We start from the raw sequence: 18,551 nt of genomic DNA on the forward strand, positions 1-18,551 counted from the left end.
CCGTCGTGTCGTCCGGGCCGGGCCGGGCCGGTGCCTACGGGGTCGGGGACGCCTTCGGCGTCGTCGACGGGCGGACCACGTCCCCCAGCGTCGCCACCGATTCCGGGCGCGAGCGCACGGCCTCGCCGCACTCCCACGCGCGCGGCGGGTCCGCGTCCGGCCCGCCCAACACCACCGGGCCGGGTCCCGCCGACACCGCGTCGCTGTCGGCGAGCGTGCACACCAGCTGCGACAGCGCCACCGGCGGCAGGTCCTCCGGCTTGCGGCTCAACCGCACCGTGCCGGCCGGGTCGCCCGCGCGCACTGGCACCACCTGGAGCCCCTCCGGTACCCCGGTCGTGAAACCGGCGTCCCGTTCCGCCGCGGACGGCTCCTTCTCCAACGCCTCCAGCAGGGCCTGCGCGGCCAGGACCAGCGGGTCGCGCACCGGCCGCTTCTCGGGTACCGGGATCACCCGCTCGACGTTCACCAGCTGCGATCCGCACACCAGTGCCACCGTGGCGCGGAACCCCTGCACCCCGCTCTGCCCGCCGGCCTGCTCGGGGGTGTCGCAGGACACCCGCGAGGGCGCCGCGCCGACGTCCACGGGTACGGTCGTGGCCCGGATCCCGCACCCGGTGGCACCGGTCAGCAGCACGCCGAGGGCGATGCCCGCGAGGGCCCTACGCGTCCGCGTCACGGATGACCGCCTTCCCCACGTCCACCGGCAGCCGCAGCGTGAACTGCGCGCCGCCGTCGGCCCCGTTGGCGGCGCTGATGTCGCCGCCGTGAATGTGCGCGTTCTCCATCGCGATCGACAGGCCCAGCCCGCTGCCGTCGGACTTGGGACGGGACGCGCTCGCCTTGTAGAAGCGGTCGAAGACGTGCGGGAGGACCTCTTCGGGAATGCCCGGCCCGTTGTCCTCGACCACGATCACCAGCCACTCCCCGTCGACGGCCAGCGACACCCGTACCGGCGAACCGCCGTGCTTGAGCGCGTTGCCGATCAGGTTGGCCAGGATCACGTCGAGGCGTCGCGGGTCGAGCCGGGCCACGATCCCGCGCTCCGCGTCGAGTTCGACGGCGTCGAGCCAGGCGCGGGCGTCGATGCACGCCGTGACCTGGTCGGCGACGTTCACGTCGTCCAGCACCAGCCGGGCCGTCCCCGCGTCGAAGCGGGTGACCTCCATCAGGTTCTCGACCAGGACGTTGAGCCGCCGGGTCTCGCTGACCACCAGGGCCACCGCCGGCGCGATCATCGGATCGAGGTCGTCGACCTCCTCCTCCAGCACCTCGGCGACCGCCGTGAGCGCCGTGAGCGGCGTACGCAGCTCGTGGGACATGTCCGCGACGAACCGTCGGCTGGACTCCTCCCGCGCGCTCATGTCCGCCACCTTCTTCTCCAGCGCCTCCGCCGTCTTGTTGAAGGTGTGCGCCAGGTCGGCGAGTTCGTCGGTCCCCGACACGTCCAGCCGGTGGTCCAACTCCCCTTCGCCCAGCCGTCGCGCCGCGTCCCCCAGCCGCTGTACGGGCCTGAGGACGGTGCGCGCCGCGGCCTGGGCGAGCAGCGCGGAGCACAGCAGGGCCAGACCGGTCGCGATCGTCAGCGACCAGCCCAGCGCGTTGAGGTCGTCCCGCTCCTGCGCCAGCGACTTGTACATGTAGCCCGTCGGGCCGCCGCCCACGATCCGCGTCCCGCCGACCAGGTACGGATTGCCGCGCGGCTTCGTCCGCTGCCAGTACATGTGGTAGTCGGCGTCGTTGGCGGCCGTCGTCTTCTGCCGGTCGTTCACCGCGTTCTGCAGGGACTTCGGCACGTCGTTCAGTCCGAAGGTGTCCGGGCCGGCCGCGCCGAACACCTTGCGGCCGTCCTTGCGTTCATCCACCAACAGCACGCTGTACCCGGGGCTGCTCCCCGCCATCAACTCGGCGGTGCGCTGCATCTCGTCGGGCGTCGGGTCGCCGGGCAGCGCGGCGGCACGGTTCTGCATCTCCTGGCGGAAGTCCCCCAGGGCCGCGTCCTGGGTGCGGGTGAGCACCGCCTCGCGGTTCAGCCAGTACGCGATGCCGGAGGCGGAGACGGCGGCCGTCAGCGCCACCAGCGAGAACACCATGAGGAGCCGCAGCCGCAGGCTGGTCCAGCGCCGGCCCGCGAACAGGGCTCTGATCACTGCGGGGAGTCCAGCCGGTAGCCGACGCCGCGAACGGTACGGATCAGGGTCGGTGAGGACGGCACTTCCTCCACCTTGGCGCGCAACCGCTGCACGCAGGCGTCGACGAGGCGCGAGTCACCGAGGTAGTCGTGCTCCCAGACCAGCCGCAGCAACTGCTGCCGGGACAGGGCCTGACCGGGTCGGCGGCTGAGTTCCAGCAGCAGGCGCAGTTCGGTCGGCGTCAGCTGGAGGTCCTCGCCGTTCTTCGTCACCGTCATCGCCGCCCGGTCGATGACCAGGGACCCGAAGACCGCGGAGTCGCTCGCCTCCCGCTCGCCGCGGCGCAGCACGGCCCGGATGCGGGCGTCGAGCACCCGGCCCTGGACGGGCTTGACCACGTAGTCGTCGGCACCCGACTCCAGGCCCACCACGACGTCGATGTCGTCGCTGCGGGCGGTGAGCAGGATGATCGGCAGCTGGTCGGTGCGGCGGATCCGCCGGCACACCTCGAAGCCGTCGATCCCGGGCAGCATCACATCCAGCACGATCAGGTCCGGCCGCTGCTCGCGCAGCAGTTTCAGGCCGTCCTCGCCCGTCGCCGCGGTGGCCACACGGTGGCCCTGGCGTGACAGGGAAAGTTCGAGGGCCGTGCGGATGGCGTCGTCGTCCTCGATCAGCAACAGGAAAGGCACGGGCTCATTCTGTCCCATCAGCCGTTGGGACTTCGACAGTCCTGAGGTGGAGATCGCTCACAGGCCCCTGTGACAGGCCTGTGACAGTCGAAGGACAACCCGGTTATCTCCGCCGGGCAGTCTTCATACCAACGAACGGACCGAAGCAGACTCCACGACGGGGGGCGCGAGATGAACACGCTGCACAGCACCACCACCAGCGCGGTTGTCACGCGGCTGCACGATGTGAACCGCCGGGCGGGTGTCCGTACGGCGACGGTCGCCCGTCCGCGACCGACGCACCCTGTAGCCATCGACGCGAACACGTACCAGGCGGTTCCCGCCGCACGGATCCCGTCCTCCTCGGAGGCCGAGTTCACGGCGTACGTCCAGGAGCGGCGGGCCGCCCTCTACGCGACGGCCTTCCACCTCACCGGCGATCGCCACGAGGCCGAGGACCTGCTCCAGAGCGCACTGTTCTCCACCTACCGCGCCTGGGACCGGATCAGTGACAAGGCCGCCGTCGGCGGTTACCTGCGGCGCACGATGACGAACCTGCACATCAGCGCCTGGCGTCGGCGGAAGCTGAACGAGTACCCGACCGAGGAACTGCCGGAGACGGCCTCCGACACGGACGCGATGCGCGGCACGGAGCTGCGCACGGTGCTGTGGCAGGCACTGACCCGCATCCCGGAGCCGCAGCGCACGATGCTGGTGCTGCGGTACTACGAGGGCCGCACGGACCCGGAGATCGCGGAGATCCTGGGCATCAGCGTCGGCACGGTGAAGTCGAGCATCTGGCGGTCGCTGCGGCGCCTGCGGGACGACGAGGCGCTGAGCTTCGGCCGCGACGAGTCGGACTCCTTCGGCGAGCTCGTCGCCTGACACGAACCAACGGGGGTTGGACCACGGGGCCGGGGGGCCCGTCCTACGGGGGTGGGGCGGGGGTCGCGGGGGGGGGAAGAGGCGGGATCAAGCGGCCGGGGGTCCGCGTGATCCCGCCTTTTCGCGTGCCCGTCCACGGGCGCCGCGGGCGGGGCCCCGGCGGGGTCAGGCGGAGGCGGGGGCGCGGTGCCGGCCGGCGGCGCAGGCGGCCATCCGACCCAACGCCTCGTCGCGGCCGCAGGCATGGGCGCCGAGGGCGGTGTGCCGGGCGACGATGCCCCGCTCGGCCCGCATCAACCGCCAGCCCCTGCGCAGCAGGAACGGCAGGGACTTGCGGCCTTCCCGCAGGTCCCGCGCGAGGCGCCGGCGGAAGGTCGTCGAGGGCCGCCCCCGCAGGCAGATCGCGTCGGCGAGCAGCCCCAGGTCCTGGCAACGCGCCACGATGTCCGCCGCGAAGATGCCCTCGGCGATGAACAGGGGGGTCCGCGCTATGTCCAGGGTCTCGGTCCCGGTCCGCGAGGACGTCGCGATGGAGTACGTCGGGACCTCGGTCCGGCCCACCGCACAGAGTCGGGAGATGGCGGTGACCGCCGACTCCGCGTCCCAGGACAGCGGGGAGTCCCAGTCGATGTCGGAGCTGCCCTCGACCAGGGGGAGGGTCGGGTCGTCCGCCTCCTTGTAGAAGTCGTCCAGGCGCAGCACGGGCAACCCGGAGCGGGCCGCGAGCGAGGACTTGCCGGAGCCCGAGGGTCCGGTCAGCAGCACGACACGCGTTGGCAGAGGAGAGGAACAGCTCACGGGACACCAGTGTGAACCATGACCCGCGGTATCGATACACCGGCGACGTGCCCTGCGAGCACTCTCACACCCGCGCGGCCGGTTGGTGCCGACAGCCGCACCTCCACTACGCTGCGTGCGCACGCGACTACGACCACAGGCGGGATCCTCATGGCACGTCACGCAGCACCCGGCAACGGCGCCGGCGCGCGCGCCCTTCGCGGCGCGGGCCTCACCCTGACCATGGCCGGCGCGGCCCTGGCGATGGCGGCGGGGGGCGCCCAGGCCGGTGAACTCTCCGTCCCGGCGGCCCTGGCGGGCGTCGCCGACCCGATCTCCAACCTCAAGGTGAACCCGCTCGCCCACACCGGCGTGGACCCGCTCGACAACGGCGTGGCCACCAAGATCGCGGACTTCCCGTCGGTCGGCACGGGCATGGTCACCGGAGTGCTGACCCAGGGCCCCTCGGTCGGCGAACTCCCCACCGCGGCGGCGTCCTCGCTGCTCGGGCCGCTGCTCCCGGCGGCGGGCACGTAGGCACGCGGGTACGGGAAGGCCCCGGCAGCACGGGGGTCGCTGCCGGGGCCGGTCCAGGGGCGGGCCGGTCCGTCTAGTAGGACGAACCGCCCGAGCCCAGCGAACCCGTGGGGTGCCAGACCGTCTTGGTCTCCAGGAACGCCGTCAGGCGCGAGGTGCCCGGGTCGGCCGTCCAGTCGTCCACAGGCTGTGGACGCAGGACGCGCTTGAGGTTGTCGGCCGCCGCGATCTCCAGCTCCTTGGCCAGCGCCACGTCGGCGCCCGCCAGGTCGATCGCGTTGACGTCCTGGTGGGACGCCAGGTGCGGACCCATCTCGCCGGCCTTGCCGGACAGGATGTTGACCACGCCGCCGGGCAGGTCGGAGGTGGCCAGCACCTCGCCCAGGGACAGCGCGGGCAGCGGGGACTTCTCGCTCGCGATGACGACCGCGGTGTTGCCCGTGGCGATCACCGGGGCGATCACGGAGATCAGGCCCAGGAACGAGGAGTCCTGCGGGGCGACGACCGTGACCACACCGGTCGGCTCCGCAGTGGACAGGTTGAAGAACGGACCCGCGACCGGGTTGGCCCCGCCCACGACCTGGCCGATCTTGTCGGTCCAGCCCGCGTACCAGACCCAGCGGTCGATCGCCGCGTCCACGACCGCCGCGGCCTTGGACTTCGACAGCCCCTCGGCCTCGCCGACCTCGCGGACGAACTGCTCGCGGCGGCCCTCCAGCATCTCCGCGACGCGGTAGAGGACCTGGCCGCGGTTGTACGCGGTCGCGCCGGCCCAGCCGCCGAAGGCCTTGCGGGCGGCGACGACCGCGTCACGGGCGTCCTTGCGGGAGGACAGCGGGGCGTTGGCCAGCCACTTGCCCTTGCTGTCGGTCACTTCGTACACCCGGCCGCTCTCGGAGCGGGGGAACTTCCCCCCGACGTACAGCTTGTAGGTCTTGAAGACACTGAGGCGGTTCTGCTGCTCAGACATCGAGGTAGCCCTCCAGGCCGTGACGGCCGCCTTCGCGCCCGAAGCCCGACTCCTTGTAACCGCCGAAGGGCGAGGTCGGGTCGAACTTGTTGAACGTGTTGGCCCAGACGACTCCCGCGCGGAGCTTGTTCGCGACCGCGAGGATGCGCGAGCCCTTCTCCGTCCAGATGCCGGCGGACAGGCCGTACTGGGTGTTGTTGGCCTTGGCGACGGCCTCGTCGGGCGTACGGAACGTCAGCACGGACAGCACCGGGCCGAAGATCTCGTCGCGGGCGACGGTGTGCGCCTGGGTGACGTTCGTGAAGAGCGTCGGGGCGAACCAGTAGCCGGCGGACGGCAGTTCGCAGGCCGGGGACCAGCGCTCGGCGCCCTCGGCCTCGCCGGTCTCGGCCAGCGCGGTGATCCGGGCGAGCTGCTCGGCGGAGTTGATCGCGCCGATGTCGGTGTTCTTGTCGAGCGGGTCGCCCAGGCGCAGCGAGGAGAGGCGGCGCTTGAGGGAGTCCAGCAGCTCGTCGTGGATCGACTCCTGGACCAGCAGGCGCGAGCCCGCGCAGCAGACCTGGCCCTGGTTGAAGAAGATGCCGGTGACGATGCCCTCGACGGCCTGGTCGATCGGGGCGTCGTCGAAGACGATGTTGGCGCCCTTGCCGCCCAGCTCCAGGGTGACCTTCTTGTCGGTGCCGGCGACGTGGCGGGCGATCTTCTTGCCGACCGCGGTCGAGCCGGTGAAGGCGACCTTGTTGACATCCGGGTGCTCGACGAGGGCCGCGCCCGCGTCGCCGTACCCGGTGAGGATGTTGACGACACCCTTGGGCAGGCCCGCCTGGCGGCAGATGTCCGCGAAGAAGAGCGCGGACAGCGGGGTGGTCTCGGCGGGCTTCAGCACGACCGTGTTGCCGGTGGCGAGCGCCGGGGCGATCTTCCACGCGAGCATCAGCAGCGGGAAGTTCCACGGGATGACCTGGCCGGCCACACCGAGGGGGCGCGGGTTCGCGCCGTAGCCGGCGTGGTCGAGCTTGTCGGCCCAGCCCGCGTAGTAGAAGAAGTGCGCGGCGACCAGCGGGAGGTCCGCGTCGCGGGTCTCCCGGATCGGCTTGCCGTTGTCCAGGGTCTCCAGGACGGCCAGCTCGCGGCTGCGCTCCTGGATGATCCGGGCGATGCGGAAGAGGTACTTGGCGCGCTCGGAACCGGGCAGCGCGGACCACTTCTCGAAGGCCTTGCGGGCGGCCTTGACGGCGCGGTCCACGTCGGCGGCGCCGGCCTGGGCGACCTCGGCCAGGACCTCCTCGGAGGACGGCGAGACGGTCTTGAAGACCTTGCCGTCGGCGGCCTCGGTGAACTCGCCGTCGATGAAGAGCCCGTAGGACGGGGCGATGTCGACGACCGAGCGGGACTCGGGGGCGGGTGCGTACTCGAAAAGGGATGCCATGGTGATCAGTCCACCGTCACGTAGTCGGGACCGGAGTAACGGCCGGTGCTCAGCTTCTGGCGCTGCATCAGCAGGTCGTTGAGCAGGCTGGAGGCGCCGAAGCGGAACCAGTGGTTGCTCAGCCAGTCCTCGCCCGCGGTCTCGTTGACCAGGACCAGGAACTTGATCGCGTCCTTGGTCGTGCGGATGCCGCCGGCCGGCTTCACGCCGATCTGGATCCCGGTCTGCGCCTTGAAGTCGCGGACGGCTTCGAGCATGAGCAGGGTGTTGGCGGGGGTGGCGTTCACCCCGACCTTGCCGGTGGACGTCTTGATGAAGTCCGCGCCGGCCATCATGCCGATCCAGGAGGCCCGGCGGATGTTGTCGTACGTCGACAGCTCGCCGGTCTCGAAGATGACCTTGAGGCGTGCGGCGGTGCCGTCGGGGCGGACGCAGGCCTCCTTGACGGAGCGGATCAGCTCGTACGTGTCCAGGTAGCGGCCGGCGAGGAAGGCGCCACGGTCGATGACCATGTCGATCTCGTCGGCGCCGGCGGCGACGGCGTCGGCCGTGTCGGCGAGCTTCACGGGCAGGGCGGCACGGCCGGCGGGGAACGCCGTGGCGACGGAAGCCACCTTGACGTCGGCGCCGTTCAGCGCCGCCTTGGCGGTGGCCACCATGTCGGGATAGACGCAGACCGCGGCGGTCATGGGCGTCGTACGGTCGGTCGGATCGGGGTTGACGGCCTTGTGGGACAGCGCCCGGACCTTGCCCGGGGTGTCCGCACCCTCGAGCGTCGTCAGGTCGATCATCGAGATGGCCAGGTCGATGGCATAGGCCTTGGCCGTCGTCTTGATCGAGCGGGTGCCGAGGGAGGCCGCGCGGGCCTCCAGTCCGACTGCGTCTACACCGGGCAGCCCGTGCAGGAAGCGGCGCAGCGCACTGTCGGACGTCGTCACGTCGGCGAATGCGGTGAGGGTGGTGGGCATGGTCACCACCTGAGCATATCTACGCGCGTAGCGGCCTGTCACCCCCCTCCCCCGAATCAACCGAAAACGCATGCGCTCTCCGAACGACCGCGCGTCGTGACGATCCGGTGACAGGAACAGGATCGTCCGACCGCACAAGATCCATAGATTTCTCCTCAGCAGCCCGCCACACCTGACCCGGTGAACCAGACCGACCAGACTCAACGCGGCATGCGACTCTCCTCCACTTTCCTCACCCACGCTCCAGGAGTCGTTATGCGTACCGCCCTCCGCACCTCGATCGTCACCGCCGCCCTCGCCGGCGCTCTCCTCGCTCCCGCCGCCGGAGCGTTCGCCGCTCCCGCTCCCCAGGCCGTCACGGCGGTGTCCGGGACCACGTCGGGCAGCGACCGTTACGCCGGGGAGATGGTCCTCGTGGCCGAAGGCGTGCTGGCGGTGCTGCGGAACGAGTCCGAGGGCCCCGAGGTGTGGCTGCGCGCCGTCGGCCCGGACTGGAAGCCCTCGGACGGCTGGGCGGGTCACGTGTACGAGGTGCTCAACCGCACGCACACCGGCGCCACGGTCAACGGGTACACGTTCACGCTCGTCGAGGCGGACACCGCGACCCCCTCGCTGACGGTCCGCGGGCCGGCGGGCACCGACAGCCACCCGCTGCCGAAGGGCACCCCGTCCACCGAGCCTTCCACGAAGCCGTCGGCCGGGCCGTCCGTGAAGCCGTCCGCGAAGCCCTCGACCGTCCCCTCCGCGAAGCCTTCCGCCAAGCCGACCGTCGTGTCGTCCGCGAAGCCCTCGGCCGCGGCGGGCGTCACCGCGAAGACCGACGTGAAGGCGCAGACGGCGGTCGTCCCCCGGGGCCCGGTCGCCGCGGGCGCCGAGATCGCCGGCCCGGACACGGACGACAGCAGCACGGTCGCGGCCGGCGCCGGCCTCGTGGCGATCTTCGCCGCGCTCGGCGCGGCGGCGCTGCACCTCACCCGCCGTTCCCGCGGCCGCGCCTGACCGCCGCCGATCCCCTCGAACACGCCCTCCGGCGGGTCACCTTCACGGTGGCCCGCCGCAGGGCGTTCCCCTTCCCGCTTCCCGCCCGAGCCCCACCGGCCCCGTTCCCGGAGCACTTCCATGGCCCATCGCGCCCGCCCCCTACTCGCCGCCACCCTCCTCGCGCCCGTCGCCCTGGCCGCCCTGACCGGTTGCGGCGGCTCCGCCCGCCCCGCCGGGGAGGCCGCCACGGCGCCGCCGCGCATCGCGGCCACGCCCGCGCGGGACGCCTCCCCGGCGCCGGCCGCGCCGCCGGCGGCGCTCACGCCGCTGCCCGCGTCGGAGCCGGTGCGGGTACGGATCCCCGCGGCGGGCGTCGACACCTCCCCCGTGCTCCGCCTGGGGTTGGAGAGCGACGGGACCGTCCAGGTGCCCTCCGTCGCCGACGGGGACAAGATCGGCTGGTACACCAAGGGCGTCACCCCGGGTCAGACCGGGCCCGCCGTGCTGATCGGCCACTTCGACACCGCGCGCGGGCCGGCCGTGCTGAAGGACGTCTCCAAGGTCCACGTCGGCGACGAGATCACCGTGTCCCGCGCGGACGGCGGCTCCGCCGTCTTCCGGGTGCGCGAGCTGGAGCAGGTCGACAAGAAGAGCTTCCCCACCACGAAGGTGTACGGGAACACCACCCGCCCGGAGCTGCGCGTCGTCACCTGCGGCGGCGAGATCACCGACGGCCACCGCCCCGACAACATCATCCTGTACGCCGATCTCGTGGGGTGAGACGGCGTGAGGCACAATCGGGCGCATGAGCAGCCAGCAACCCCCTGCCGAGCCGGTGTACGACGACCGGGTCTACCGCTCGCCCATGGCCATCGTCACGGGCGTGCTGATGCTCGGGATGGTCGCCTGGCTCTGCGGGGACGCGGTCCTGCGCGGCGAGGGGTCGACGCGGTGGGTGGCGCTGGCCATCGCCGTGTGCGCCGTGCCGCTCATCGTGGCGTTCACCTTCCGGCCCGCCGTCTTCGCCAACGACGACCGCATGCGGGTGCGCAATCCCTTCCGCGTGATCGAGCTGCCCTGGGCGGCCGTGGACACGGTGCGCGCCGGGTACTCGGCGGAGGTGCTGGCGGAGGGTTCCACCTACCAGCTGTGGTCCGTGCCGGTCTCGTTGCGCGAGCGCAAGAGGGCGCAGCGCCCCGCCGGCCGGCGGGGTGGGTTGACCGGCCGCGGGTTGTCCCCGGATCCGGCTCCGGCCGGCGCCGCGGCCGACGAGCCGCTGCGGACGGGCGCCGACAAGGTCGTGGACGAGCTGCGGGAACTGGCCGAGCGCGGGGCCACGCGCGCGGGGGCGCAGGGCGAGGTGCGGGTCCGGTGGTCGTTCGAGATCATCGCGCCCGCCGTGATCGGCGCGGTCGCGCTGATCGTGCTGCTCGCCACCGGCTGAAACGCCGCGCAGTCCCTCGCCAACGGCCGGAACCACCGCTACCGGGGCCTGCGTCCTCGCTGGTGTGCAGCGTCATGAGGGCGGCGGCAGCGCCGCCATAGATCTCCGGCTCCGGCTCCTGGGCGGGGCCCTGCTGGCCGCCCATCTCCTCGTCGTCGGCTGGTTGAGCCTGCGGCCACTGGACGTGCCCTGGGCGGCGGCCGCGAACCTGTCCCCGCTGGAGGGGATCCGGGCGGACCTCGCGTACGGGCCGTTCGAGGCGGCGTGCCGGATCGGCAAGGGGCTGGCCCTGCTGGCTCCGCTCGGGGTGTTGTTGCCGCTCGTCGGCGGGCGGCTGGCGCCGTCACCGCTGGCCGCGTGGTCCTCGTTGGCCCGGACGGCGGCCGCGGGGGCGTTGGTGTCGCTGAGCATCCTGATGTTGCAGACGGCGGTCCCGGGTCAGGTGGTCGACGTGGACTCGCTGTTGCTGAACACCGCCGGGGTGTTGATCGCGCACGCGACGGTGGTGCCGGTCCTGAGGGCCCGGCTGAGGCGTTCTCAGGGGCACACCCCGAGAATTACCAGGGTCGACCTCGGCCCCTGGACCGAGGTTTTGTCGGCGGTTCCCCGCGAGTATTGAGGCATCGCAGGAAAGCGATCCCATACGAAGGAGAATCCCCATGAGCGCGATTACCCGCCCCCGTGACGGACGGATGATCGGTGGCGTCTGTGCCGGTCTCGCGCAGCGTTTCGGAATCAAGGCGAAGACGATGCGGATCATTTTCGTCCTGTCGTGCCTGCTGCCGGGTCCGCAATTCCTGATCTACCTGGCGCTGTGGGTGCTGCTGCCGAACCAGAAGTACGCCGCCGCTTCCGCCCACACCGCCTGGTAGTCCGTTCCGACGCTTCGATCAGGCCGCCCGCTGGACCTTCTCCAGCTGCTTGTCCGCCACTTCCCGGGGGACCTGCGCCTTCTTCTCGGCGGCGGCCACGTGGAGGGCCATGAGCCGCACCACGGTGTCGCCCTCGCGCACGACCACCAGGTGGACCTGGGCGGAGACGCCCTGGGCGGCGGCGGTCGTGGTCCAGCTGACGCTCTCGTCGCCGCCGGTCTCGTAGGCGACGGGCTTCACGTCGCGGTAGCTGCCGGTCTGCTTCTGCACGGTGGCCGCGAAGCCGGAACCGCAGGCGGCGACGGCGTCGCGCAGGCGGGACATCAGCCGCTTGGCGTCCTTCTCCGCGTAGGAGCTGACGGAGGCGGAGACGGCGAGGCCGACCTGCTTCTGGGATCCGACGCCCCGGTTGACGGTTTCCCGCGCGGCCGGGTCGGGCTTGTCGCCCATGATGTCGGCGAGCGGCTGGCAGGGCTTCTTGTCGGATTGCGGCTGGCCGTCGGGGGCGTTCGGGTTCTTGCCCTGGGCGGAGATCTGGTAGCCGGCGAGGTCGCCCTGTTCGAGTGCGGACCGTTCCAGTCTGCTGCCGCCCTTCTTCGGCGCGGCCGAACCGGCGGGGGCTCCGGGCGCGCCCGAGGACGGGTTCGGGGCCGAGGCGGAACCCTTGGGGTCCGGGGCCTTGTCGGTCTCCGGGGTGCCCGTACCGCTGCAACCGACCGCTCCGAGAAGGAGGGCGGGGAGCAGTGCGGCCGTGGCCGCTCCGAGCTTGACTGGTGCCTTCAGGCGCATGACCGATGACCTCATACCGCTTGCGTTGGCGGGCAGTTGACGGTGATCGTGGCACACGACGCGACGTGGCGCACACCTGCTCGAAGCGGTGTGCGCCATGCGTACTCGCGTGCGGATTGCGGCCTGGTCAGCCGCCGAGCGCGCCACCGACGGGCAGGCCGCCGAGCGTGGGGCCGAGGGAGTCGGTGAGCTGGCCGAGCGGGGCCGCGGGGTCGCTCGCCTGACCCTTGTCGGCCTTCACGTGCTGCTGGCTGGTGGCGGTCTGGAGGGCGCCCGTGACGGGGCCCAGTGCGTCCGTGAGGCCGACGGCGGGGACGGCGGCGGCGGAACCGGCGGCGGCGGCGACGGCGGCGACGGCGCCGAGAGCGGCGAGGCCGAAGGTCTTGGCAGCTGACTGCTTCATGAAGGATCGTCCTTGCGACGGGGAATTGAGCGGCTCCGCAAACTAGTCACTTCAAACCCCGACCCGCAAACATCTGTAAATACGAGAAAGCGCCCGGGAATTGCTCCTCCCGGGCGCCTTCGGTCCGTCATGTCGTGGCCTAGGCCGAGACGGAACCGCTGGTCGAGGCGGTCTGCCGGAACAGCCATTCCGACTTCAGCTCCGCATAACCCGGCTTGATGACCTCGTTGATCATGGCCAGTCGTTCATCGAAAGGAATGAACGCGGACTTCATCGCATTGACGGTGAACCACTGCATGTCGTCCAGCGAGTAGCCGAAGGTGTCGACCAGGTGCTCGAACTCGCGGCTCATGCTCGTACCGCTCATCAGCCGGTTGTCGGTGTTGACGGTCAACCGGAAGTGCAGCTTGCGCAGCAGGCCGATCGGGTGCTCGGCGTACGAGGCGGCCGCGGCCGTCTGCAGGTTCGACGTCGGGCACATCTCCAGGGGGATGCGCTTGTCGCGGACGTAGGAGGCCAGGCGACCCAGCTTCACGGAGCCGTCGGCGGCGACCTCGATGTCATCGATGATCTTCACACCGTGACCCAGGCGGTCGGCGCCGCACCACTGCAGGGCCTGCCAGATCGACGGAAGGCCGAAGGCCTCGCCCGCGTGGATGGTGAAGTGGTTGTTCTCGCGCTTGAGGTACTCGAAGGCGTCGAGGTGGCGGGTGGGAGGGAACCCGGCCTCGGCGCCGGCGATGTCGAAGCCGACCACGCCGTTGTCGCGGTACCGGTTCGCCAGCTCGGCGATCTCCAGCGCGCGGGCCGCGTGGCGCATCGCGGTGAGCAGCGCGCCGACGCGGATGCGGTGGCCGTTCGCCTTGGCGCGGCGCTCGCCCTCGCGGAAGCCGTCGTTGACCGCCTCGACGACCTCTTCGAGGGTCAGGCCGGCCTCCAGGTGCTGCTCGGGGGCGTAGCGGATCTCGGCGTACACGACGCCGTCCTCGGCCAGGTCCTCGGCGCACTCCGCGGCGACCCGGAACAGGGCGGCCTTCGTCTGCATGACGGCGCAGGTGTGCGCGAACGTCTCCAGGTAGCGCGGGAGGGAGCCGGAGTCGGCGGCTTCCCGGAACCAGATGCCCAGCTTGTCGGCATCGGTCTCGGGAAGGTTCTCGTAGCCGGCCTCCTGCGCCAGCTCGATGATGGTCCCGGGGCGCAGTCCACCGTCGAGGTGGTCGTGCAGGAGCACCTTCGGGGAGCGGCGGATCTGATCCGGGGTGGGCACGTTGAGGGTCTCGCTCGTCATCTGGGCACTCTAGCTCCTACGCGCGTAGAGCATGGTGTCCCCGACGGCCGTCGATACGTAACAGTGACCGTGCGGACGGGTGGAGTACACCTGTCGGTCTGAGACTGTTCCGCCATGGCACAGCATGCGCCGCCGGCGCGCGGGGCCCGCCTGGGGCGGGCGGCCGGCGCGAACGGCCCGGTCACGACGGTCAGTGGTGTGGTGCTCCTCCTCCCCGGGGCGTCCAGATGGTCCCCCGGGCCGCTGCGCCCGCTCGCGCGGGCGCTGGCGCGCTCGGGCGCGGCGCACGGGCTGCTCGCGCACCCCGTCGTGCACGGCGCCGGGGCCCGGGAGGAGGACGCCGAGTGGGCGGCGGACGAGGTGGTGCGCCGGTACGGGGACGTGCCCGTCTGCCTGGTGGGCTACGACGCCGGGGGCCGGGCGGTGCTGCGCGCGGGGGGCCACGCGGCGGTCAACTCGGTTCTCGCGCTCGCCCCCTGTCTGGGCGGGGCCTCCCCGGAGGAGCCCCCTGAACCGGTGAGGCAGCTCTCGGGGCGGCAGGTGCTGATCGTGCACGGGACCAACGACGCGCGCAGCGACCCGGAGTCCTCCTTCCTGCTGGCGACGCGGGCGAAGAAGGCGAACCGTTCGACCTGCCGCTTCGAGGTGCACTCGGACGGGCACGGGCTGCGCGAGCACCAGGCGGAAGTGGTGGCGCTGGGCGTGGACTTCGTGCTCGGCGCGGTGTTCTCGGGCCGGTACTCGCGGCCGGTCACGGACGCGCTCGCCGCGCCGCCGCCGCTGGGTCTGCGGATGCCGCTGGCCTCCGGTTTCGGCCGGTCCCTGCGGGGCTGACGCGCGGATCCCGGCGGGCCGTCCGGGACGGTGCGCCGGGGTCAGCGCACCACGTGGACCCCGGGCGCGTCGTGGCGACCGCCCAGCAGGCCCGTGGCGCGGTCCAGGACGGTGCCCAGCGAGCCGGCGGTCGGAGCGGCGGCGAGTACGTACGCGTGGTGCCGCGCGCCGGTCGGCGGGCGGCGGACGACGGCCCCGCGCGGGACCTCCAGGTGGACCCGGACCACGCCGGGCACGGCCCGGGCCGCGGCGATGCCGGGGGCCGCCCCGTCGGTGCGCCAGCCGGGTGGGAAGTCCACGTACCGCAGGCCCGCGTGGGCGGCGCGCGGCCGGCGCGGCGGGTCGGGGAGGCCCAGTCCGGCGGCGAGCGCCAGTCCGAGCACGTCGGTGCCGTGGGCGAGCCGGAGCAGGTGGGTGAGCTCGTCGGCGCCGGGTCGGGCGTGGGCCTCGATCAGCCGGGGGCCGCGGGGGGTGAGCACGACCTCGGTGTGGGACGGGCCGTCGCGGTGGCCGGCGAGGTCGAGGACCGCGCGGACCAGGGACCTGACGGCTTCGGCCGCCGTCGCGTCCAGGGCGATCGGCAGCCGGTGGCCGGTCGCGGTGAGGTCGGGGCCGGCGGCGGGGATGCGCCGCGACCAGCCGAGGATCCGGTGGCGGCCCTCCCGGGAGAGGGTCGCGACGGCCAACTCGGGGCCTTCGAGGTACTCCTCGACGAGCAGGTCGGTGACGGTCGGGTAGCCGCGGGCGGCGGAGCGGGCCCCGGCCGGGTCGGCGACCAGTCGTACGCCCTCTCCGTCGGCGCCCCAGCGGGGCTTGATGACGCAGGGGTAGCCGATGAGGGTGGTGATGAAGGGGATGAGGTCGGCGCGGCCGCAGCGGGCGAAGGAGACGGGGTGGGTGGCGTGGAGGCCGTTGGAGCGGGCCCGCAGGGCGGCCTTGTCCATGAGGGCGGTGACGGCTGCGGTGGGGGTGCCGGGCAGGCCGAGTTCCTCGTTGGCGCGGGCGGCGGCGAGGGCGCCCGCGGGGTCGAAGCCGAAGACAGCGGCCCGGCCGCGGCGGACCTCTTCCAGCCGGGCGACGGCCCCCACGAGGCGCGGGTGGTCGCGCCAGTCCGTCCGTACCCGCCGCTCCGCCCCCTCACGGTCGGATGGCACCGATGGATCCGGCGCGACCACCACGGTGCGCGCGCCCGCACGGCGGGCGGCCGCGACCACGGCGGGGCGAGGACTCAGCAGGACTGCCACGGGCCGGTGCCGTTGGTCGGCCGTCCGCTGCCGCATGCCGCGCTCCCCCTTCACGCCGTGGCTCCACTGTGCCGGTTCGGCATATGCCGCAGGCGGTCGGGCGGGGGTCGTCTTGCCGCCTTGCGGGAACACGAGGGGTTTACAAACATTCACAGGCCGGGACGAATATGCATATGCCAGCCGATGGAGTCCGAGACATGGGCGAACTGAGCCCCGCGGCGCGGCGCCTCTACGCGTTCGCGGTGGAGCGGCACGCCTTCACGCCTCCGGAGGCGACGGCGGCGCTGGGCGTGCGGGCGGCCGCGGCGATCACCGAACTGGCGGCGGCGCACCTGCTCCAGCGGTCCCCCGACGCCGGACCGGAGCGGTGGAGCGCGGTGGCCCCCCGGGCGGCGGCGGCCCGGGCGCTGGCCCCGCTGGCCCTGCTCGTGCGCGAGACCCACGACGAGATGGACCGGCTGCGGGGGCGGCTGGAGCGGCTGGTGCCGGCGTACGAGGCGGGGGCCGCGCACCGGGACCTGAGCGGGGCCGGCCGGCTGGAGCTGGTGACCGACCTGGGGGCGGTACGGGGGCTGATCGCCGAACTGGCCGCGTCGGCCGAGGAGGAGATGCTGACCTCGCAGCCGGGCGGCGGGCGGCCCTTGGAGGTGTTGGAGGAGTCGATCGGGCGGGACGAGGCGTTGTTGGCGCGCGGGGTCCGGATGCGGACGATCTACCAGCACACGGCCCGGTACTCGCGTCCGACCGCGGCCTACGTGGAGCGGGTGACGGCGCTGGGCGCGCAGGTGCGGACGCTGGGCGACGGGCTGATGCGGATGCTGGTCTTCGACCGGCGCACGGGCCTGATGGCGGTGCCGGACCGGGGCGGGGCGGCCCTGGTGGTGCGGGAGCCGAGCGTCGTGCACTTCATGACGTCGGCGTTCGACCGCTCCTGGTTGGACGCGGAGCCGTTCCCGGTGACGGTGAGTCCGGAGGCGGCCCGGACGCTGTCGGACGAGCTGCGGCAGACCATCGTGCGGCTGCTGTCGGAGGGGCTGGAGGACAAGGTGATCGCGCGCCGGCTCGGGATGTCGGAGCGGACCTGCCAGCGGCACATCGCGGAGATCATGCGGGCGGTGGGGGCGAAGTCCCGCTTCCAGGCGGGGTACTTGCTGTCGACGGCGGCGGCCCTGGAGCCGGCCGCCCCGCAGGAGTAGGCACACGGCCGGCCCGTGCCCGCGGGGCGGCGCGCGGACCTGCGGCACGGCCGGCGCGCGGGGCGGCCGGCGCCACGGACCGGCGCCACGGACCGGCGGCTCGGCCGGCTCGTCCTGCTCGGCCCGGCCGTCAGATCGGGCCCTGCAGCTCCGGGATCAGGCGGCCGCGCCGGGACAGCAGGAAGCGCTTGAACTCCGCGACCGGGGGCGTGTCGGGGTGTCCGTCGAGCCAGGCGACGCCGATCTCGCGGACCGCGCGGGGCGCCGTCACCGTCAGTTCGACCACCCCCGGCCGGGCCACGGCGGGCGGCGGCAGCAGGGCGACGCCGAGGCCGGCCGCGACGAGGCCGCGCAGGGTCTCGGCCTCCTCCCCCTCGAAGGCGACCTTAGGGGTGAACCCGGCCTCCGCGCACAGGTCGTCGGTGATGCGGCGCAGGCCGTAGCCGGGCTCCAGGGTGACGAAGGTTTCCTCGGCGGCCTCGGCCAGCCGGATCCGTTTGCGGCCGGCGAGGCGGTGGTCGTCCGGCACGACCAGGCGCAGCCGTTGCTCGTCGAGGCGGCGGGCCACCAGGTCGGGGGCGTCGGGCAGCGGTGAGGTGAGGCAGAGGTCGAGTTCGCCGGCGCGCAGCCGCTCCAGCATGGCCTCGCCGTAGTTCTGGACGAGGGAGAAGCGGATGCGCGGGTGGTCGGCGCGGAAGGCCCGGATCAGGCCGGGGACGGTCTCGGACCCCAGGGTGTGCAGGAAGCCGAAGGCGACCTTGCCGGCGGTGGGGTCGGCGTCCTGTTGTACGGACTCGGCCGCGCGGGCGATCTCCGCGAGGGCGCCTTCGGCCGAGGCGAGGAAGGTGCGTCCGGCGGTGGTGAGGGCGACGGTACGGCCCTTGCGGGCGAACAGCGTGACGCCCAGGTCCTGTTCGAGGCGGACCACGGCCCGGGACAGGGTGGACTGCGGCACGCCCAGTTCGTGGGCGGCGCGCGTGACGTGCTCGTGCCGGGCCACGGCGACGAACCAGGTGAGGCGAGGGGCCAGCAGACGTGTCACCGCCATGTCTTCTTCGTAACGGTTCATTGACATGCGCCCCTGTGACCTGTGGTGATGCAGCAGTGGATCGATTATGGCGAATCCATGCA

At 72.6% G+C, this 18,551-nt stretch carries 21 protein-coding genes; 9 read left to right on the plus strand and 12 right to left on the minus strand.

What is annotated here, in order from left to right:
* Positions 1 to 34: 34 nt before the first annotated feature.
* The 3 genes from OG906_RS13815 to afsQ1 are packed head-to-tail and all read right to left on the minus strand — an operon-like array spanning position 35 to position 2,824.
* Complete coding sequence (locus OG906_RS13815) at positions 35 to 679, minus strand: GerMN domain-containing protein (RefSeq protein ID WP_267802792.1); 645 nt, start codon at positions 677 to 679, stop codon at positions 35 to 37.
* Positions 663 to 2,093 carry a sensor histidine kinase gene (locus tag OG906_RS13820; RefSeq protein WP_267802808.1) on the minus strand — a complete coding sequence of 477 codons (1,431 nt, stop codon included), beginning with the start codon at positions 2,091 to 2,093 and terminating at the stop codon, positions 663 to 665. The genes OG906_RS13815 and OG906_RS13820 overlap by 17 nt, the downstream gene beginning before the upstream one ends.
* A 53-nt stretch (positions 2,094 to 2,146) precedes the next feature.
* The gene (gene afsQ1 / locus OG906_RS13825; RefSeq protein WP_180291024.1) at positions 2,147 to 2,824 is read right to left on the minus strand and encodes a two-component system response regulator AfsQ1; all 678 of its coding nucleotides are present in this window, start codon (positions 2,822 to 2,824) and stop codon (positions 2,147 to 2,149) included.
* Positions 2,825 to 2,995: 171 nt separating this feature from the next.
* Here afsQ1 and OG906_RS13830 point away from each other — a divergent pair, with 171 nt between their 5' ends.
* Entirely contained in the window at positions 2,996 to 3,688 is a 693-nt protein-coding gene (locus tag OG906_RS13830) for a SigE family RNA polymerase sigma factor (protein WP_267802793.1), read from the plus strand.
* Between the two features lie 165 nt (positions 3,689 to 3,853).
* Here OG906_RS13830 and OG906_RS13835 read toward each other — a convergent pair whose 3' ends face one another.
* Positions 3,854 to 4,453 carry a uridine kinase family protein gene (locus tag OG906_RS13835; protein WP_392899325.1) on the minus strand — a complete coding sequence of 200 codons (600 nt, stop codon included), beginning with the start codon at positions 4,451 to 4,453 and terminating at the stop codon, positions 3,854 to 3,856.
* A 183-nt stretch (positions 4,454 to 4,636) separates the two neighbouring features.
* Between OG906_RS13835 and OG906_RS13840 the strand changes: the two genes are divergently transcribed.
* Positions 4,637 to 5,002, plus strand: coding sequence for a hypothetical protein (locus OG906_RS13840; RefSeq protein WP_267802794.1), 366 nt, complete (start codon positions 4,637 to 4,639; stop codon positions 5,000 to 5,002).
* 73 nt (positions 5,003 to 5,075) lie between these two features.
* Here OG906_RS13840 and OG906_RS13845 read toward each other — a convergent pair whose 3' ends face one another.
* The 3 genes from OG906_RS13845 to deoC are packed head-to-tail and all read right to left on the minus strand — an operon-like array spanning position 5,076 to position 8,369.
* Entirely contained in the window at positions 5,076 to 5,972 is an 897-nt protein-coding gene (locus OG906_RS13845; RefSeq protein ID WP_329442911.1) for an aldehyde dehydrogenase family protein, read from the minus strand.
* Entirely contained in the window at positions 5,965 to 7,401 is a 1,437-nt protein-coding gene (locus tag OG906_RS13850; RefSeq protein WP_053682719.1) for an aldehyde dehydrogenase family protein, read from the minus strand. The genes OG906_RS13845 and OG906_RS13850 overlap by 8 nt, the downstream gene beginning before the upstream one ends.
* A gap of 5 nt (positions 7,402 to 7,406) precedes the next feature.
* Positions 7,407 to 8,369 carry a deoxyribose-phosphate aldolase gene (deoC, locus tag OG906_RS13855; protein ID WP_267802810.1) on the minus strand — a complete coding sequence of 321 codons (963 nt, stop codon included), beginning with the start codon at positions 8,367 to 8,369 and terminating at the stop codon, positions 7,407 to 7,409.
* Positions 8,370 to 8,624: 255 nt separating this feature from the next.
* Between deoC and OG906_RS13860 the strand changes: the two genes are divergently transcribed.
* The 5 genes from OG906_RS13860 to OG906_RS13880 all read left to right on the plus strand — a co-directional run bounded on the left by OG906_RS13860 (position 8,625) and on the right by OG906_RS13880 (position 11,666).
* A complete protein-coding gene (locus tag OG906_RS13860) occupies positions 8,625 to 9,368 on the plus strand; it encodes a hypothetical protein (protein ID WP_329442914.1) in 744 nt (247 codons plus the stop codon).
* Between the two features lie 120 nt (positions 9,369 to 9,488).
* Positions 9,489 to 10,130, plus strand: coding sequence for a class F sortase (locus OG906_RS13865; RefSeq protein WP_329442917.1), 642 nt, complete (start codon positions 9,489 to 9,491; stop codon positions 10,128 to 10,130).
* A 25-nt stretch (positions 10,131 to 10,155) separates the two neighbouring features.
* Positions 10,156 to 10,794 carry a PH domain-containing protein gene (locus OG906_RS13870; protein WP_329442919.1) on the plus strand — a complete coding sequence of 213 codons (639 nt, stop codon included), beginning with the start codon at positions 10,156 to 10,158 and terminating at the stop codon, positions 10,792 to 10,794.
* Positions 10,795 to 10,858: 64 nt separating this feature from the next.
* Positions 10,859 to 11,413, plus strand: coding sequence for a VanZ family protein (locus OG906_RS13875; RefSeq protein WP_267828785.1), 555 nt, complete (start codon positions 10,859 to 10,861; stop codon positions 11,411 to 11,413).
* Between the two features lie 40 nt (positions 11,414 to 11,453).
* Positions 11,454 to 11,666 carry a PspC domain-containing protein gene (locus OG906_RS13880; RefSeq protein WP_267802800.1) on the plus strand — a complete coding sequence of 71 codons (213 nt, stop codon included), beginning with the start codon at positions 11,454 to 11,456 and terminating at the stop codon, positions 11,664 to 11,666.
* An 18-nt stretch (positions 11,667 to 11,684) separates the two neighbouring features.
* Here OG906_RS13880 and OG906_RS13885 read toward each other — a convergent pair whose 3' ends face one another.
* The 3 genes from OG906_RS13885 to OG906_RS13895 form a co-directional block, all read right to left on the minus strand.
* Positions 11,685 to 12,455 (minus strand): hypothetical protein, encoded by a 771-nt coding sequence (locus OG906_RS13885; RefSeq protein ID WP_329442924.1) that lies wholly within the window; start codon positions 12,453 to 12,455, stop codon positions 11,685 to 11,687.
* A gap of 127 nt (positions 12,456 to 12,582) precedes the next feature.
* The gene (locus tag OG906_RS13890) at positions 12,583 to 12,858 is read right to left on the minus strand and encodes a hypothetical protein (protein ID WP_267802802.1); all 276 of its coding nucleotides are present in this window, start codon (positions 12,856 to 12,858) and stop codon (positions 12,583 to 12,585) included.
* Between the two features lie 139 nt (positions 12,859 to 12,997).
* A complete protein-coding gene (locus OG906_RS13895; protein WP_267802803.1) occupies positions 12,998 to 14,146 on the minus strand; it encodes an adenosine deaminase in 1,149 nt (382 codons plus the stop codon).
* A 114-nt stretch (positions 14,147 to 14,260) separates the two neighbouring features.
* Here OG906_RS13895 and OG906_RS13900 point away from each other — a divergent pair, with 114 nt between their 5' ends.
* Positions 14,261 to 14,980, plus strand: coding sequence for an alpha/beta hydrolase (locus tag OG906_RS13900; protein WP_329442927.1), 720 nt, complete (start codon positions 14,261 to 14,263; stop codon positions 14,978 to 14,980).
* A 41-nt stretch (positions 14,981 to 15,021) separates the two neighbouring features.
* Here OG906_RS13900 and OG906_RS13905 read toward each other — a convergent pair whose 3' ends face one another.
* Positions 15,022 to 16,260 carry an ATP-grasp domain-containing protein gene (locus OG906_RS13905; protein ID WP_329442928.1) on the minus strand — a complete coding sequence of 413 codons (1,239 nt, stop codon included), beginning with the start codon at positions 16,258 to 16,260 and terminating at the stop codon, positions 15,022 to 15,024.
* 161 nt (positions 16,261 to 16,421) lie between these two features.
* Here OG906_RS13905 and OG906_RS13910 point away from each other — a divergent pair, with 161 nt between their 5' ends.
* The gene (locus tag OG906_RS13910) at positions 16,422 to 17,420 is read left to right on the plus strand and encodes a helix-turn-helix transcriptional regulator (RefSeq protein WP_267802806.1); all 999 of its coding nucleotides are present in this window, start codon (positions 16,422 to 16,424) and stop codon (positions 17,418 to 17,420) included.
* Between the two features lie 130 nt (positions 17,421 to 17,550).
* Here the strand turns inward: OG906_RS13910 and OG906_RS13915 are convergent, their stop codons facing one another.
* Entirely contained in the window at positions 17,551 to 18,489 is a 939-nt protein-coding gene (locus OG906_RS13915) for a LysR family transcriptional regulator (RefSeq protein ID WP_267828790.1), read from the minus strand.
* Positions 18,490 to 18,551: the final 62 nt, after the last annotated feature.

It is taken from the genome of Streptomyces sp. NBC_01426 (genome assembly GCF_036231985.1).
GTDB lineage: Bacteria > Actinomycetota > Actinomycetes > Streptomycetales > Streptomycetaceae > Streptomyces.

Bases quoted from the DNA above. Each gene is read 5' to 3' on its own strand.
- OG906_RS13820 (WP_267802808.1), bottom strand. From the start codon at position 2,093: ATGGTGTTCTCGCTGGTGGCGCTGACGGCCGCCGTCTCCGCCTCCGGC.
- OG906_RS13830 (WP_267802793.1), top strand. From the start codon at position 2,996: ATGAACACGCTGCACAGCACCACCACCAGCGCGGTTGTCACGCGGCTG.
- OG906_RS13840 (WP_267802794.1), top strand. From the start codon at position 4,637: ATGGCACGTCACGCAGCACCCGGCAACGGCGCCGGCGCGCGCGCCCTT.
- OG906_RS13845 (WP_329442911.1), bottom strand. From the start codon at position 5,972: ATGTCTGAGCAGCAGAACCGCCTCAGTGTCTTCAAGACCTACAAGCTG.
- OG906_RS13850 (WP_053682719.1), bottom strand. From the start codon at position 7,401: ATGGCATCCCTTTTCGAGTACGCACCCGCCCCCGAGTCCCGCTCGGTC.
- deoC (WP_267802810.1), bottom strand. From the start codon at position 8,369: ATGCCCACCACCCTCACCGCATTCGCCGACGTGACGACGTCCGACAGT.
- OG906_RS13860 (WP_329442914.1), top strand. From the start codon at position 8,625: ATGCGTACCGCCCTCCGCACCTCGATCGTCACCGCCGCCCTCGCCGGC.
- OG906_RS13865 (WP_329442917.1), top strand. From the start codon at position 9,489: ATGGCCCATCGCGCCCGCCCCCTACTCGCCGCCACCCTCCTCGCGCCC.
- OG906_RS13870 (WP_329442919.1), top strand. From the start codon at position 10,156: ATGAGCAGCCAGCAACCCCCTGCCGAGCCGGTGTACGACGACCGGGTC.
- OG906_RS13880 (WP_267802800.1), top strand. From the start codon at position 11,454: ATGAGCGCGATTACCCGCCCCCGTGACGGACGGATGATCGGTGGCGTC.
- OG906_RS13885 (WP_329442924.1), bottom strand. From the start codon at position 12,455: ATGCGCCTGAAGGCACCAGTCAAGCTCGGAGCGGCCACGGCCGCACTG.
- OG906_RS13890 (WP_267802802.1), bottom strand. From the start codon at position 12,858: ATGAAGCAGTCAGCTGCCAAGACCTTCGGCCTCGCCGCTCTCGGCGCC.
- OG906_RS13895 (WP_267802803.1), bottom strand. From the start codon at position 14,146: ATGACGAGCGAGACCCTCAACGTGCCCACCCCGGATCAGATCCGCCGC.
- OG906_RS13900 (WP_329442927.1), top strand. From the start codon at position 14,261: ATGGCACAGCATGCGCCGCCGGCGCGCGGGGCCCGCCTGGGGCGGGCG.
- OG906_RS13905 (WP_329442928.1), bottom strand. From the start codon at position 16,260: ATGCGGCAGCGGACGGCCGACCAACGGCACCGGCCCGTGGCAGTCCTG.
- OG906_RS13910 (WP_267802806.1), top strand. From the start codon at position 16,422: ATGGGCGAACTGAGCCCCGCGGCGCGGCGCCTCTACGCGTTCGCGGTG.
- OG906_RS13915 (WP_267828790.1), bottom strand. From the start codon at position 18,489: ATGAACCGTTACGAAGAAGACATGGCGGTGACACGTCTGCTGGCCCCT.